General features: G+C 73.7%; 12 protein-coding genes and 1 pseudogene. 4 read left to right on the top strand and 9 right to left on the bottom strand.

Going from position 1 to position 14818, the window contains the following annotated elements; all coding sequences use genetic code 11:
- Positions 1-14 precede the first annotated feature (14 nt).
- The 3 genes from ACZ6J5_RS18115 to ACZ6J5_RS18105 form a co-directional block, all read right to left on the bottom strand.
- Positions 15-1466 (bottom strand): PP2C family protein-serine/threonine phosphatase, encoded by a 1452-nt coding sequence (locus tag ACZ6J5_RS18115; RefSeq protein WP_469392570.1) that lies wholly within the window; start codon positions 1464-1466, stop codon positions 15-17.
- Between the two features lie 153 nt (positions 1467-1619).
- Positions 1620-2165, bottom strand: a complete 546-nt coding sequence (locus tag ACZ6J5_RS18110; protein WP_469392568.1) for a TetR/AcrR family transcriptional regulator — start codon at positions 2163-2165, stop codon at positions 1620-1622.
- A gap of 103 nt (positions 2166-2268) precedes the next feature.
- Positions 2269-3768: an MFS transporter gene (locus ACZ6J5_RS18105; protein WP_469392566.1), complete on the bottom strand. Its 1500-nt coding sequence runs from the start codon at positions 3766-3768 to the stop codon at positions 2269-2271.
- Positions 3769-4068: 300 nt separating this feature from the next.
- Between ACZ6J5_RS18105 and ACZ6J5_RS18100 the strand changes: the two genes are divergently transcribed.
- Positions 4069-5346: a Vps62-related protein gene (locus ACZ6J5_RS18100; RefSeq protein ID WP_469392564.1), complete on the top strand. Its 1278-nt coding sequence runs from the start codon at positions 4069-4071 to the stop codon at positions 5344-5346.
- Between the two features lie 243 nt (positions 5347-5589).
- Here the strand turns inward: ACZ6J5_RS18100 and ACZ6J5_RS18095 are convergent.
- Positions 5590-6974, bottom strand: a pseudogene (locus tag ACZ6J5_RS18095) (glutamate decarboxylase).
- A gap of 356 nt (positions 6975-7330) precedes the next feature.
- Between ACZ6J5_RS18095 and ACZ6J5_RS18090 the strand changes: the two are divergent.
- On the top strand, positions 7331-7930 hold the full coding sequence (locus ACZ6J5_RS18090; protein WP_469392563.1) for a DUF421 domain-containing protein: 600 nt from the start codon (positions 7331-7333) through the stop codon (positions 7928-7930).
- A 217-nt stretch (positions 7931-8147) separates the two neighbouring features.
- Here ACZ6J5_RS18090 and ACZ6J5_RS18085 read toward each other — a convergent pair whose 3' ends face one another.
- From ACZ6J5_RS18085 to ACZ6J5_RS18070, 4 genes are all read right to left on the bottom strand, one after another.
- Positions 8148-8759, bottom strand: coding sequence for a YdeI/OmpD-associated family protein (locus tag ACZ6J5_RS18085; RefSeq protein WP_469392561.1), 612 nt, complete (start codon positions 8757-8759; stop codon positions 8148-8150).
- A gap of 113 nt (positions 8760-8872) precedes the next feature.
- Positions 8873-9046, bottom strand: coding sequence for a hypothetical protein (locus ACZ6J5_RS18080; RefSeq protein WP_469392559.1), 174 nt, complete (start codon positions 9044-9046; stop codon positions 8873-8875).
- A gap of 356 nt (positions 9047-9402) precedes the next feature.
- Positions 9403-10449 carry a GDP-mannose 4,6-dehydratase gene (locus tag ACZ6J5_RS18075; protein WP_469392557.1) on the bottom strand — a complete coding sequence of 349 codons (1047 nt, stop codon included), beginning with the start codon at positions 10447-10449 and terminating at the stop codon, positions 9403-9405.
- A complete protein-coding gene (locus tag ACZ6J5_RS18070) occupies positions 10446-11660 on the bottom strand; it encodes a UDP-N-acetylglucosamine--N-acetylmuramyl-(pentapeptide) pyrophosphoryl-undecaprenol N-acetylglucosamine transferase (RefSeq protein ID WP_469392555.1) in 1215 nt (404 codons plus the stop codon). The genes ACZ6J5_RS18075 and ACZ6J5_RS18070 overlap by 4 nt, the downstream gene beginning before the upstream one ends.
- Before the next feature lie 72 nt (positions 11661-11732).
- Here ACZ6J5_RS18070 and ACZ6J5_RS18065 point away from each other — a divergent pair, with 72 nt between their 5' ends.
- Positions 11733-12467 (top strand): response regulator transcription factor, encoded by a 735-nt coding sequence (locus tag ACZ6J5_RS18065; RefSeq protein ID WP_469392553.1) that lies wholly within the window; start codon positions 11733-11735, stop codon positions 12465-12467.
- A gap of 173 nt (positions 12468-12640) precedes the next feature.
- On the top strand, positions 12641-14068 hold the full coding sequence (locus ACZ6J5_RS18060) for a sensor histidine kinase (protein WP_469392551.1): 1428 nt from the start codon (positions 12641-12643) through the stop codon (positions 14066-14068).
- 14 nt (positions 14069-14082) lie between these two features.
- Here ACZ6J5_RS18060 and ACZ6J5_RS18055 read toward each other — a convergent pair whose 3' ends face one another.
- On the bottom strand, positions 14083-14808 hold the full coding sequence (locus ACZ6J5_RS18055; protein WP_469392549.1) for an NAD-dependent epimerase/dehydratase family protein: 726 nt from the start codon (positions 14806-14808) through the stop codon (positions 14083-14085).
- Positions 14809-14818: the final 10 nt, after the last annotated feature.

Genomic DNA, 14818 nt, shown 5'->3' with positions numbered 1-14818 from the left:
GCCGGTCACTACACCTAGGGGGTGTCGCGTGCGACGGGCGCCCGGTCGTCGTGTTCCTCGACGGCCGCGGCGAGGACGGTGATGTCGTCGCGCTCCCAGTCGGCGCCGTGGTCCTCGATGGCCCGGTAGAGCGCGCCGACGACCGCCCGCGGGTCGGCCCCCGCGCCGGCCACGGTCGCGGTGACCGCGTCCCGGCCGAGCATGGCGCCGCCTCGGTCCCGCGCGTCGGTGAGGCCGTCGGTGGCCAGGACGACCAGGTCGCCGGGGGCGAGCGCGCGGTGCCGGACGTCCCACACGCCGTCGGGGTCGGTGAGGAACGGGCCGACGACCGGGCCGGTGGTGCCGAGTTCCTCGACGGTGCCGTCGGCGCGGCGGAGCAGGACGATCTCGTGGCCGGCGTTCAGCCAGGCGAGGCGCTCGCCCCGGGGGTCGAGGACGGCGATGACGAGGGTGGTGAAGCGCTCGTCCTCGGGAGCGACGACGGCCCAGGCGGCGGCCGCCGCCGCGCGGGGGTCGGGGTCGAGGCGGAGGACCGCGACGACGGCGCTCTTGATCTGGACGGCGAGCAGCCCGGCATGGGTGCCGTGGCCGGCGACGTCGCCCTGGAGCAGGACCGTGGTGCCGTCCGGCAGGGGGAGGACGTCCAGGAAGTCGCCCGCGATGACGCCCTCGGCCGTGTGGATCCGCCCGTCCGTGACGACACCGGCCCCGGGGGAATGACGGGCGTTCAGGATGGCCCGTACTCCGGCGGACGCCGCCGCGTCGGTGCGCAGGGCCTCGCGGTCCCGGCCGGCCTGGTACTGGGACTGTTTCAGGACCCACAGGGTGTGCTCGGCCTGGCCGAGGATGCCGCCGAGCCATGGGGTGGGGCGGTGCGGGATGCGGGTGGCGGGGGCGGTGTCGGCGGCGGTGCGTCCCAGGTGGGATTCGAGGTCGGCGAGCGGCAGGACGATCCTGCGCCACACCGCGAGGGCCAGGCCGCCGAGGATGAGCAGGAGAGCCGTGACACAGGCCAGATGGAGAGTGAGCAGGGCCTTCTGGGCGGCGACGGCGTCCGCGCGGTCCTGCGCCTTGTGCTCGTCGAGAGCGACGGCCAGGACGTCGGCGGCGGTCAGGAGGGAGTGCAGACCGGCCTCGGGCCGGGCGAGCCAGTCGGTCAGCGCGGCGGAGAGCGCGGCGCTCTCCGCCTCCAGCCCGAGCGAGCGGGCGTCGCCGTCGATGCCCTCGGCCAGCGCCTCGATCCGGATCCGGTACGAGGCCGGCACCGGCCTCCCCCTCTCGGCGGCGGGGGCCCTGGCCCGGTCCTCGTCGGCGGCGTGGACGGCGGAGAACAGGGCGTCCACGCCGCGGCTGGCGCTGTCGGCGTGGCCGCCGGTCATGCCGGTGCCGGTGTAGACCCGGAAGGCGAACGCGAGATCCACCAGGGTCAGCGCGATGGCCACGATCACGGCCGCGACCAGTGCCACTCCGGCCGACCGGAACACGGAACGCCGTCTCGCCACGCTGCTCTCCGATCCACGGTCCCGGCTCGGGACCGGACCCCACAGCGTGACGGCCGCACGGGCGGGAAGGCGGTGATTAGGCCGAAAAGCGGCATGTTCCGCGCCCGAGCGGCGTGGTCAGCGGACGTCGTGGTCGAGGGTCTCGGCGATGCGTTCGGCGACGGCCCGCCGCAGCGCCGGGTCGAGGCGTTCGGCCGTCAGGGACTCGTACAGCCAGAGTCCGTCGGCGGCCAGGCGGGCGACGAAGCGGTCGAGCGTGTCGGGGCCTTCGGCGGGGGCGGGCGGGGGTGGCGCCCACCGTTCGATCACGGCGTTCCAGGGAGCCAGGTGCTCGGCGGTCGTCGCGCCTTCGAGCATGAGCAGCAGCTCGGCCCGGGTGGCGCTCTGGGTGGCCACCCGGGTGTAGGCGGTCAGGCGCTCGGCGGGACCGGCCTCGGCGGCCGGCTTGCCCGCCGCCGCGACCAGCTGCGCCTCCCACTGGTCGGCGAGGTGCTGGTGGATGGCCCGGACGAGGTCGTCGCGGGAGGCGAAGTGGTAGACGAGACCTCCCTTGGTCAGGCCCGCCTCGGCGGCGACGGAGTCGAAGGTGACGCTCTTGACCCCTTCGCGCTCCACGACACGGGCAGCCGCTTCGAGGATCTGGATGCGTTTGCTGGTCCGCATGCGTGCTCCCGGTGCGGTCTCGGTGATCCGGTCTCGGCGATCCGGTCTCGGTGGTGAGGTCCCAGTAGTACGGTCCCGGTGATCCGGTGGCGGTGGCGCCGTTTCAGTGGTGCGCGGAGGCGGTCATCGCGGTTCCGGGGCCGTAGCGGCGCAGCAGCAGGCCGGTGACGACCGTGCCGACGGCGAGGACGGCGACGACCACGGTCACCACGGCGGAGTAGGCGCTGTCGAACGCCTGCGAGGCCGCCGAGACCAGCGCGGGGTGGGTGTCGCCGGCCAGGGCGAGCGCGGAGTCGATGCTGTCGCGCGCCCGCTCGGGCACTCCCGCGGGCAGTTCGACGGTCGCGCTGTAGACGGCGGTCAGGAGACTGCCGAGGAGGGCGACCGCGATGAGGCTGCCGAACTCGTACGAGACCTCTTCGACGGAGGAGGCCATGCCGGCCCGGCGGGCGGGCACGTTGCCCATGATGGCGCTGGAGGCCACGGACATCGCCCCTCCGAGTCCCGCGCCGGTGATCACGAGGCCGGTCACGAGCAGCGCCGTGCTGGTGTCGAAGCTGGTCAGGACCACGGCGGTGCCGGCCGTGCCGAGGGCGAGACCGCCCGCGATGACGGGCAGCAGGCCGACCCTGTGCAGGATGGCGCCGCCGATCAGGGCCGACGGCAGCGCCCCCAGGGCGACGGAGGCGACGACGAGCCCCGCGCGCAGGGGGGTGAAGCCCTCCACGAGCTGGAAGCGCTGGGTGGTGATCAGCTGCATGCCCGCGATGGCGAAGAGGGCCAGCCCGGCGGCCAGCACACCGGCGAGGAACGCCGGGTTGCGGAAGATCGCGAAGTCCAGCAGCGGGTAGGGCAGCCGGCGCTGCCGGCGGGCGAACGCCCAGCCGCCCACGACGGCCGCGAGGACGGCGACGGCGATGACCAGCGGGGCACGGTCGGCCTTCGCCGTCTCCTTGATCGCGATCACGAGACCGACGAGGGTGACGAGCGAGAGCAGCGAGGAGGGCAGGTCCCAGCGCTTGGACGGGTCGGCGTCATTGGGCGGCGCGAGGAGCAGCGTGCCGACGAGCGCCGCGATGACGACGGGCACGTTGATGAGGAACACCGCCCCCCACCAGAAGTTGTTGAGCAGGACGCCGCCGACGATGGGCCCGAGCCCGCTGCCCACGACCGCGATGCTGCCCCAGATGCCGATGGCGAGGTTGCGCTCGCGTTCGTCCTGGAACGTGACCCGGATCAGGGCCAGGGTCGCGGGCATCATCGCCGCCGCGCCCACGGCCAGGAACGCCCGGGCCGCGATCAGCGCCTCGGGGCTCGACGAGAGCGCGGCCGCCAGCGAGGCGAACCCGAAGACCACCAGCCCGATCAGGAACATCCGCCGGTGCCCCACCCGGTCGCCCAGCGTGCCGCTGCCCAGCAGCAGCCCGGCCATGACCACCGGATAGGCGTTGATGATCCACAGGCCCTGCGAGCTGCTCGCGCCCAGGTCCTCCACGAGCGTCGGCAGCGCCGCGTACAGGATGGAGTTGTCCAGGGTGATCAGCAGCAGTCCCGCGCTCACGACCGCGAGCAGCAGCCAGCGCCGCTTCGAGTCCACACTCATGTACACATACCTCTAAAACAGTCGAAATCTAGCCTCACCATACCGTACGAAAAGTACAGTTATCGGCTTCCGATCGGCGGCGCATCGCGATCCGGCCGTTCGCACGCGCGCCGGGCCGACGGTGCACGGCCCCTCCCCTGGTCGCACGGGACGGCCGGGGCGACTTCACGCCGCGGGCGGGGGGCTCCCGCCGAGGCTCCGTATCCGCGCGGGCCGCCGGGTCCTAGGGTCGGTGCGTTCCGCGCGCAGGAACGCACCGCCTGGCATCCCCGCAGGGGAGCGACCGAGAGGGATCGGCCCGTGGCACTGACACCGAACTGGAAGATGACCTTCGGCGACTTGACCGTCGCCTTCACCAACTCGTACCACAAGGTGTACGACAACAACGGCGCCAAGTCCGACTACAACGGGACCTTCTACTACCCGCTGCCCACCGACCAGATGAAGGCGGACGGCGGCACCTGGTACTGGCTCGGCGGGACGATGGTCGCGGCCTGGAACACCACCCCGTCCATCCCCACCCCCATGTTCAAGGTCCCCGACGGGTCCGACATCCTGAAGGCTCCCACCGGCTGGTCGAAGGTGTGGGACGACGACAAGTCCGGCGCGGACATGTGGGGCTCCTGTTGGAACGCCAACGCGCCGTCCGGATACATGTCGCTCGGCCCCGCCTTCAGCTCCCAGGCACACCTGAACACCTACTACGCGCCGGGCAGCGGCGACGGCGTGGACACCTTCCGCTGCGTCAGGGAGGACTACGTCCACGCCGCGACGATCGGCTCCCGGATCTGGAACGACGACGGCAGCGGCGCCCAGATGGACCTGGCCTGCTGGAACGTCGTGGCCATCCCGCAGGGCCAGGACGCCTGGAACGACGGCTCCACCATGCTGATGGCGGTCAACTCGTACCTCGGCGTCGGCACCTACAACACGCCCTCGAACACCGTGTACGTCCTCAAGGTGCCGACCATCGGCGAGAGCACCGGCCAGGTGGCCCCGAAGCCGTCGCTGACCAGCGCGGCCGAGCCGCCCGAGTACACCGAGCCCGTGACCGACCACCGGGTCATCGTGCCCTGCAGCGCCATCCACGACCCCGGCAAGGACGCGGCCCACCAGGTCTCCGACACGCCCTTCTACACACTGGAACGGCAGGTCCGCTACCACCGGGTCCTCTACCGCGACAACACGACCGGCGACACCGACCAGGACCCGTACGAGGACGTCGCCGTCGGCGTCTCCGACAGCCAGAGCAGCACCTTCTCGGCCGACTACAACATCGACGTCGGCTTCTCCCTCGGCGTGTCCATCGGTTCCGAAGACAAGGGCAGTGTCGGCGGCCAGATCGGCGTCAACCACAGCGTCACCCTGGGGTACGCGACGACCACCTCCGTCGCCGTGATGCAGACGGACACCATGCACATGGACCTGCATGTCCCGGCGGGCCAGGCGGGCGCGCTGTGGGCCGAGAGCCACCGGATCAGCCCCCGCCGGATGAACGGCGAGAGCGTCGCCACCGACGACGGCATCGGCTACGACCTCAACGGGAGCACCGTCTCCAGCACCTATCCGCACTCCTGAACCTCTGAACCCCTGAACCCCTGAACCGCACCGGCTGGGAATCGGGGAAACCACGAACGCGCGAGCGACCGCGAGGAAGCCGATTCCGGCGAAGCCCCACAGGCCGGTGCGGACGCCTCCGGTGCGGTTCGCGGCGGTCATCACAGGCCCAGGGGCTCGCGTCGGGCTCCGGCGGCGCGCTTCGCGCCGCCGGAGCCCGACGCGAGCCGGAGCCGGGGCCCGAAGACCGCGTCCCGGCGGCCGTCAGTGGTGGAACCCGGGCTGCTCGGCGACGTGGTCCCGGGCCTTCGACAGGTGCTCGACCGCGGTGCGGATGTCGTCGACCAGCAGCGAGATCTTGTCGTAGCCCGTGCCGTGCCGGATCAGGACCCGCTGGATCACCGTCCGGTCGCGGTGGGAGGGCAGCGGGTAGGCCGGGACCTGCCAGCCGCGCCCGCGCAGCCGGTCGGTGAGGTCGTACAGCGTGAACGGGGACTTCTCCGGGTCGGCGAGCTTCCACGACACCGCCGGCAGCGCGCCCTCGCCGTCGTACAGGACCTCGAAGGGCCCCAGGCCGCCGATCGCCTTGGCGAGCCCCTGCGCGGTCCTCGCGCAGACTTCGTACACGTGGCGGTAGCCCTCCCGGCCGAGCCGCAGCAGGTTGTAGTACTGCGCGACGACCTCGCCGCCCGGGCGCGAGAAGTTCAGGGCGAAGGTCGGCATGTCGCCGCCCAGGTAGGACACCCGGAAGACCAGTTCCTCGGGCAGCAGGTCGGGCGTGCGCCAGACGACCCAGCCGACCCCGAGCGGCGCCATGCCGTACTTGTGACCGGAGGCGTTGATCGAGGCCACACGCGGGAGCTGGAAGTCCCACACGAGGTCGGGCTGGAGGAAGGGGGCGATGAAGCCGCCGGACGCGGCGTCCACGTGGACCGGGATGTCCCAGCCCTTCTCCTCCTGGATGCGGTCCAGCTCGGCGCAGAACTCCGCGATCGGCTCGTACGCGCAGGTGTATAGGTGACGCCGAGGATCCCGACGACACCGATGGTGTTCTCGTCGACGTACTCCTTCAGCTGATGCGCGCGCATCCCGATCGCGTCCGCCTCCAGCGGGACCTGGCGCAGCTCGACGTCGAAGTAGCGGGCGAACTTCTCCCAGCACACCTGGACCGGTCCGGCGACGATGTTGGGCTTGTCGGCGGGCTTGCCCGCGGCCTCCCGGCTCTTGCGCCAGCGCCACTTCAGGGCCAGGCCGCCCAGCATGGCGGCCTCGCTCGACCCGGTGGTCGAGCAGCCCATGGCGGTCTCGCCGGCCGGCGAGTTCCACAGGTCGGCGAGGATGTGCACGCAGCGGTTCTCGATCTGCGCGGTCTGCGGGTACTCGTCCTTGTCGATCATGTTCTTGTTGAGGCACCCGTCCATGAGCTCGTGCACCTCGGGCTCGGACCAGGTGGTGCAGAACGTCGCGAGGTTCTGCGAGGCGTTGCCGTCCAGCGCCAGCTCGTCGAAGATCAGCTGTCGCACCGCGACCGGCTGCGAGGTGGACTCCGGCATCCGGTACTTCGGAAGGGTCTCCTGGCTGATCGGCAGGGCGTACACGTCCTCGCCCCCACCGGAGCGCGAGACGTGATCGGCTTTGTGCAGGGCCATGGCGTTCCTCGGAGAAGGGGACGGCGGCGACGCCGCCGGACGGTACCGCCATCGTCGGCCGGACCGCACCGGCCCGCGCACGGCCGGACCGCCGGGCACCGCCAACGTGTGACCGGGCTGAGCCACCCGTACCAATCGGCCCGGCACCACGCCGCCACCCGGACGACGCGCCGCAGACTGAGCGGGACCTCCGCCGTCACCGGCCCGGTCGCCACCGCGGGCGGATGCCGCCCCCACCCGGAAGGACGACGCCGGCCCATGCCCCAGACCGACGCCGCCGCACGCCGCGCGGGCTCCCTCCGGGAAACCCGAGACGGTGCGACCGTCCGGAGCGGTCCCCGCGAGGTGCGGCCATGATGTCCGGAAAGACAGGGGACGCGGCAGCGATGTGGCACGACATGACGGCCCTCGGCATTCCCTACGCCGAGAAGGCCATCCGTACGATCGTGGTGTACTTCGCGCTGATCCTGCTGTTCCGCGTCGTCGGGAAACGCGGGATCGCGCAGCTCAACGAGTTCGATCTGGTGGTGATGCTGCTCCTGTCGAACGTGGTGCAGAACGCCGTGATCGGCCCCGACAACTCCCTGGTCGGCGGGCTGTTCGGAGCCGTGGTCCTGCTGACCGTCAACGCGGTCCTGCTGCGCTACGCCACGACCTTCCGCTGGGTCAGCTGGCTCTTCGAGGGCACCCCCTCGGTCCTCGCGGCCGACGGACGGTACAACTACCGGGCGATGCGCAGACAGGGGCTGAGACGCGGCGACCTCGACGTGGCCATCCACGAGCAGGGCGGCGACTCCGTCTCCGAGACGGACCTCGTCGTCCTCACGCCGGGCGGCACCGTCCTGGTCCGGCTCAACGACGACGACCGCACCGCCGACAAGGCCGACGTCCGAGAGCTCCTCCAGGCCCTCCACCGGATCGAGCGGCGCCTCGGCACCGAGGACCGCCGCGCATGACCGGACGGCCGTCATCGGCCCCGGCCGAGCCGTCGCCCCCGCCACCGCGCCGGGCCTCCGCGTACGGGCCGGTCATCGCGGACAGGGCGTCTCGCCGGTCATCCTCGCGTCCTCATGCGACTCGCCCTGCGCTGACACGCCAGACGGCGAGCCGGCTGTCGGCGGCCGGCCCCGTCCCCGTCGTGGTGCTCGCCGGTACGCTCCGGCAGGCGTTCCGTCACGGCGTCGGCGGGTGCGCCGGCTTGGCCCGCTGCGGATGGACGGTCTCGTGCCGGGCCAGCATCGCCACGTACTCGGCGACCTTCCGGGCGCGCGTCTCGGGTCGCTTGACGGCGTTGATCCGGTTGATGAGGGCGAAGCGGTTCGTCTTGGTCAGCACCTCGAACATCGCCTGTGCCGCCGGTTCGGCGGCGATCGCGGCCAGCAGGTCGGCCGGCGCCTCCGCCTCCGACGACGGGGCGTAGGCGGCCGTCCACCGCCCGTCGGCCCTGGCGGCAGCCACCGCGGCGAGGCCGGCGGGCGTCATCAGGCCCGCCGCCTCCAGCCGCGCCACGTTGGCGACGTTGCGCTGGGACCAGACACTGCGGGGCCGGCGCGGGGTCAACCGCCGCCAGGAACTCTCCTCGTCGCGCTTGCGTGCCTGCCCGTCGATCCAGCCGAAGCACAGGGCCTCGTCGACCGCCTGCTGCCAGGTCAGCGTGGTGACGGAGCCGCCCTTCCGTGTCAGGGCGAGCCACACGCCGGGCGAGGCCGCGTGGTTGTCCAGCAGCCACGCGCGCAACGCGACGCTGTCGGGAACGATCAGCTCATCCAGCTCGGCTCCGGTCACCGGCTCAGACTAGCCGCGACCGCCCGTACGGCGTCTTCCCAGCATGCTCTCCGCACCCGCGGAGAGCACGACCGGCCCCGGCCGCGCAGGCCCCTACGGGCCTCCGCGGGAGATCAGCAGCTGACCCAGGTGAGCCCCGCGACATAGATCGGGTTGCCGGTGGGAGCCGTCACCCGTCGGTACTGGGTCGAGCCCTTGGGGCCCACCCCCTCGGAGTGGATGTGCCCACCGGAGATCAGCTGCGCCGTCAGCCTCGGGCACCTGCCGTCCGCTTTGTCATCGGTCACGTCGGCCCACGCCCACGTCCTGCTGTCGCAGAGCCGGATCCAGGCGTGCCCCTCGGAGAGGGACGCATAGTACGGATCACCGCAGTCGGAAGCGGCGGAAGGCGCGCCTGCCGGTGCCGGTGCCGCTGCCGCCGAACCGCTCAGTGCCGTGACCGCCAGGAGCACAGCGCCCGTCAAGGACATCCATCTTGATCGCCGCACGAGAACCACATCCTTCGCCAGGTTGGACCGGTGAGTTCACCGTTCACCGGAACAACCATCGTGCTGGCGCACCGCCACGGGAGAGGCCCGATGGCCGGAACTCACGGATCGAAGGACCGACCGCGCAATCTTGACAGCGGCAAGTCCGCTCCGGGTCAGACCTGGTAGCGGTCCGAGGCGAACAGGTGCGGGTGGGCCTCGACCCATTCCGAGGTGCGGCGCAGGCCCTCGCGCAGGGAGACGCGCGGTGTCCAGCCCGCCCATTCCCGGGCCCGGGAGTTGTCCGACAGCAGGCGCATGACCTCGCTGCCGCCCGGCCGCAGCCGCGCGGGGTCCTCGACCACGCGGGCATCCCGGCCCGAGGCGGCGATCAGCTCCGTCGCCAGGTCGCCGACCGAGATCTCCCGCCCGCTGCCGAGGTTGACGACCTCCCCGATCGCCCGGTCGCAGCCGGCGACGGCGAGGAAGCCCTCGGCCGTGTCGGTGACGTACGTGAAGTCCCGGGTGGGGGCGAGCGATCCGAGCCGCACCTCGCTCGACCCGGCGTGCAGCTGGGACAGGATGGTGGGGATGACGGCCCGCGCGGACTGGCGGGGGCCGTAGGTGTTGAAGGGGCGGACCACCGCGACCGGCAGCTCGAAGGCGTGGTGGAAGGAGAGCGCCGTCATGTCGGCGCCGATCTTGGACGCCGAGTAGGGGGACTGCGGCTGGAGCGGGTGGTCCTCGGAGATGGGCACGGTGCGGGCCGTGCCGTACACCTCGCTGGTGGAGGTGTGGACGAGTCGCCGCACCCCGTGCCGGCGGCAGGCCTCGGCGATGTGCTGGGTGCCGACGACGTTGGTCGCCGTGTACGCGCCGGGCGCGGCGTAGCTGTACGGGATGCCGATCAGGGCGGCGAGGTGGAAGACGGTGTCGCAGCCGGCGACGGCGTCGCTGATCCGGCCCGCGTCGCGCAGGTCGCCGGCCCACATCTCGACGGGCCCGTCGGGGTCGCCGAGGTAGCGGGCGAGGTGGCCCTTCTCGGCGTACGGCTTGTAGTGCACGAGCGCGCGGACGCGGGCGCCGCGCGCCACGAGCAGGTCCACGAGGGTGGAGCCGATGAAGCCCTCGGCGCCGGTGACCAGGACGGTCCGGTCGCGCCAGTCGATCGCGTCGGTGCCGGTCGTGGCGGGGGCCGCCGCGGTGGTGGTGTGGGTGTTCACGCGTGCTCCAGGGAGGTGGGGTGGGCGGGGTTCGCGGGCCGGGCCCGGCCGGCCAGGCGCAGGACGTGGTCGGCCAGCAGGTCGGCGGCACGGGCGTGGGGGCCGGGGGCCGCGGCGCCGGCCATCGCGGCGAGGCGGTGCGGTTCGGCGAGGAGCGGTTCCAGGAGGGCCGCGAGGCGCTCGCCGGTGGTGTCGGCGTCGGGCAGCAGCAGCCCGGCGCCCGCGTCGGAGAGGACCCGCGCGTTGTGCGTCTGGTGGTCGCCGGGGGCGTGCGGGTAGGGGACGAGGACGGCGGGCACGCCGGTGGCGGCGAGTTCGGCGATGGTGGCGGAGCCGGCCCGGCAGACCACGAGGTCGGCGGCCGCGTAGACGAGGTCCATGCGGTCCAGGTAGGGCACCACGCGGGCCACGCGACCGCCGCCGCAGTCCGACGTGAGGTGGGTCAGCGCGTCGCCGGAGCCGGAGACCCCGGTCTTGACGAGCAGGTGCACGTCCTCGCGGTCCTGCCAGCGGCAGGCGAGCTCGGCGGCGGCCTCGGTGAGGCGGACCGCGCCGAGGCTGCCGCCGTTGAAGACGATCAGCCGGCGGCCGGGGGCCACGCCGAGGGCGGTGCGGGCCTCGTGGCGCAGCCGGGTCCGTTCGAGGGCGGGGAGTTCGGCGAGTCCGGCCAGGGCGGCGGAGATCGGCATGCCGGTGGTGACGGCGTCGGCGCCGCCCGCGAGGTGGTCGCGGCTGTGGTCGAAGGCGACGGCGATGTGCGGGGTGAGCCGGGCGGCGAACCGGTTGGCGCGGCCGGGGACGGCGTTGGACTCGTGGATCAGCGCGGGCAGTCCCGCCATGCGGGCGCCGAGCACGGCGGGGGCGCTGGGGTAGCCGCCCATGCCGACGACCACGTCGGCGCGGCGGGCGCGCAGCACCTCCCGGGCCTGTCGGCCGGCCCGCAGCAGGTCGGCGGGCAGCAGCCAGCGGCGGGCGCCGAGGGCGGGGTCGAAGGGGATCATGTCGACGGTGTGCAGGGGGTACCCGGCGTCGGGCACGAGCCGGGTCTCCAGGCCGCGGGTGGTGCCCACGAAGGCGACCTCGGCGTCCGGCACGGCGCGTCGGAGGGCGTCGGCGAGGGCGAGCCCGGGATAGATGTGGCCGCCGGTGCCGCCCGCACCGATCACGACGGACAGGCGCTGCCCGGTGTGTGTGGTGGGTGTGGTGGTCATGGCCCCACCCTCGCGGCGGGTCCTAAGAGGGTTCTAAGAGGTCGCCTTTGCCCGGTTTGACAGAGTGGGGGCATGAGGACGACGGATCGCGGTGCGGCGGGCGGGGGCGGTGGGACGGCGGTGCGCGGGCGGGTGCTGGTCGTCGACGACGAACCGGAGGTGCGGGCCGCCCTGGCCGACGCGCTGGTGATCGAGGGGTACGAGGTCCGGTGCGTCGCCGACGGCCTGGCGGCGCTGTCGGAGATCGCCGCGTGGGAGCCGGACGCGGTGGTCCTCGACGTGATGATGCCGGTGCTCGACGGGCTGGCCGTGTGCCGCCGGCTGCGCGGCGTGGGCGACCGCACCCCCGTGCTGGTGCTGACCGCGCTGGACGCGGTGAGCGACCGGGTGGACGGGCTGGAGGCGGGGGCCGACGACTACCTGGTCAAGCCCTTCGCGCTGGACGAGCTGCTGGCCCGGGTCGCGGCCCTGCTGCGGCGGGCCGCGCCCGATCCCTCGGACGCGGACGGGCCGCTCGTCCGCGGCGACCTGGTCATGGACCCGGTCACCCGCACGGGCCGGCGCGGTGAGCGGTGGATGGAGTTCAGCCGTACCGAGGCGGCACTGCTGGAGGTGTTCCTGCGGCACCCTGGGCAGGTCATGACCCGCGAGGTGCTGCTGGAGCTGGTGTGGGGGCGCGATTTCGGGCCGGACTCGAATTCGCCGGCGGTGTACGTGGGCTATCTGCGGCGCAAGCTGGAGGCGGGCGGGGAGCCGCGGCTGCTGCACACCGTGCACGGGGTCGGCTACCGACTGGACGACGCGTGACCGGGCCGGAGCCGTACGGCGGGGGCACGCGCGGCGGGGAGACGCGAGGCGGGGGCACCCCCGGCGAAGGCGTCCGAGGCAGGGGCACCCCCCGCGCGCGCACGCGAGGCTCGCGGCGGCGCGGGAGCGCATCGAGGCGGCGGCACGGGAGCGTGTGGGGGCGGCGGCGGCCGTTGCGGACCCGCCTGGCCCTCTCGGTGACGGCGGCGGTGGCCGTCGTGGCGCTGGGGGTGAGCACGGCGGCGTTCTTCGTGACCCGGGGCGCCCTGGTCGACCAGCTCGACCTCACCCTGACCCAGTCCGCGCGCCTGGCCGCCCAGCGCAATCCGGACGCGGCGCCGGGGGTGCTGGCCGGGGAGTGCCGGTTCCTGGCGGCGCCCGCCTGCGCGCAGGTGGTGGCGGCGGAGCCCGCGCGGGACGGCACCGGGCCGCCCTCGCTGCTGCCCGTGCCGCCGGAGGCCTTGGAGGTCGCGGCGGGCACCCGGCGGCCCTTCGTCACGAACATCACCGTGGCCGGGCACCAGGCCCGGATGCTGACCACCGACTACGCGCCCGGGCGGGCCCTCCAGGTCGCGCTGCGCTCGGACACGGTGCGGCAGGGTACCGAGGACGCGGCCTGGTGGCTGGCGTGGACGGCGCTGGCCGGGGTGCTGCTGGCGGGCGTGCTCGGCTCGTGGGTCTCGCGCAGCGGCCTGGCGCCCGTGACCCGGATCGCGGCGACCGCCATGCGGATCGCGGGCACCCGGGACCCGAGCCACCGCATCGAGGAGCCGCCGCCGGGGCGCGAGGACGAGATCACCCGCCTCGCGTCGAGCTTCAACACGATGCTGGCGGAGCTGGAACGGTCGGTCACGGCGCAGCGCCGGCTCGTGGCGGACGCCTCGCACGAACTGCGCACCCCGCTGACGGCACTGCGGACGAACGCGGAGCTGCTGGCGCGCGCCGACCGGCTGACCCCGGAGCAGCGGGACCGGGCGGCGGGAGCCTTGGGGCGGCAGTTGCGGGAGGTGTCCGGGCTCGTGAACGACCTGATCGAGCTGGCCCGGGACGAGGAGCCGCAGGCGCTGGTGGAGCCGGTGCCGCTCGTGCCGCTGGTCCGGCACGCGGTGGAGGCGGCGCGCGAGCACTGGCCGGCCGTCCCCTTCCACCTCTCCCTGCCCCCCGGCACCGATCCGGGCCCCCTCGTGCCGGGGGTGCCGGCGCGCCTGCACCGGCTGCTGGGCAACCTCTTGGACAACGCGGCCAAGTTCAGCCCGCCCGGCCGCCGGGTGGAGGTGGACCTGCGGGTGGCGGGACCGGACGGGGAGGTGGAGCTGACCGTCCGCGACCACGGCCCGGGCATCGCGCCCGAGGACCTGCCGTACGTCTTCGACCGCTTCTACCGGGCCGGCACGGCGCGGGCGCTGCCCGGTTCGGGGCTGGGCCTGGCCATGGCGCGGCAGATCGCCCGCGCCCACCACGCGGAGCTCACCGCGGAGCAGGCCCCGCAGGGCGGCGCCCTCCTGCGCCTGCGCTTCGCCCCCGGCCTCGGCACCGGCCTCGGCACCAGCCCCGCCCCGGGCGCAGGCCCCGGCCCTGGCATCGGCCCCGTCCCCCGCTGACCGCCCCCGCGCGGTCAGCGGCGGCGCGGTTCCCAGTGCAGCAGGTCGCGGGCCTTGGACTGGTTCCAGAGGCCCGCCTGGTCGGTCCCCGTGACGTGGAAGACGTCGAAGCCGGCGCGGTGCTCCAGCGCGGCCAGCACCGCCCGCGCCAGGTCGTCGGCGGCCAGGCCGTGCACCGGCTCGCCGTCGAGGGTGTGGGTCCGGGGCGGACGGCCGGGCAGCGCCCAGGCGGGCCATGCCTCGTCGGTGGTCGGCCAGGCCAGGCGCAGCACGGTCACCGTCATCCCCCACTCCGCGACGGCGGCGTGGCAGACCTGCTCGGCGAGGCGTTTGGTCAGGCCGTACAGGTCGGTGGCGTCCGGCGGCACCGTCTCGTCGAGCGCGCGTGCGGCGAGGTCGCGGAAGACGGACAGGCTGGAGAGGTGCACGACGTGGCGCACGCCGGCCTGCCGGGCGGCGGCCAGGGCGAGGTGGACGGACGTGACGTTGATGTCGAAGGCGCTCGCCGCGTCGGGCAGTTGCTGCCCGGTGGGGTGGGAGAGGGCGGTGTGCAGGACGACGTCCACACCGGCCATGGCAGCGGTCAGGGCCGCCGGGTCGCTCGCCGATCCGGCGAGGTGGGTGTGGGAGCCCCCCGCGCCGGGACGCGGGTCGAGCACGGTGACCTCGTGCCGGGCCGAGAGGGCGGGAAGGAACAGTCCGGCGACGTACCCACTGCCCCCGATCACCAGCACGCGCATGCCGTCACGC

This window comes from Streptomyces sp. NPDC042100 (assembly GCF_055582325.1).
Note: the sequence above shows the minus strand (reverse complement) of the source record. Positions and strands in the feature narration are given on the sequence as shown.

Bases quoted from the DNA above. Each gene is read 5' to 3' on its own strand.
- ACZ6J5_RS18110 (WP_469392568.1), bottom strand. From the start codon at position 2,165: ATGCGGACCAGCAAACGCATCCAGATCCTCGAAGCGGCTGCCCGTGTC.
- ACZ6J5_RS18055 (WP_469392549.1), bottom strand. From the start codon at position 14,808: ATGCGCGTGCTGGTGATCGGGGGCAGTGGGTACGTCGCCGGACTGTTC.
- ACZ6J5_RS18090 (WP_469392563.1), top strand. From the start codon at position 7,331: ATGTCCGGAAAGACAGGGGACGCGGCAGCGATGTGGCACGACATGACG.
- ACZ6J5_RS18070 (WP_469392555.1), bottom strand. From the start codon at position 11,660: ATGACCACCACACCCACCACACACACCGGGCAGCGCCTGTCCGTCGTG.
- ACZ6J5_RS18065 (WP_469392553.1), top strand. From the start codon at position 11,733: ATGAGGACGACGGATCGCGGTGCGGCGGGCGGGGGCGGTGGGACGGCG.
- ACZ6J5_RS18105 (WP_469392566.1), bottom strand. From the start codon at position 3,768: ATGAGTGTGGACTCGAAGCGGCGCTGGCTGCTGCTCGCGGTCGTGAGC.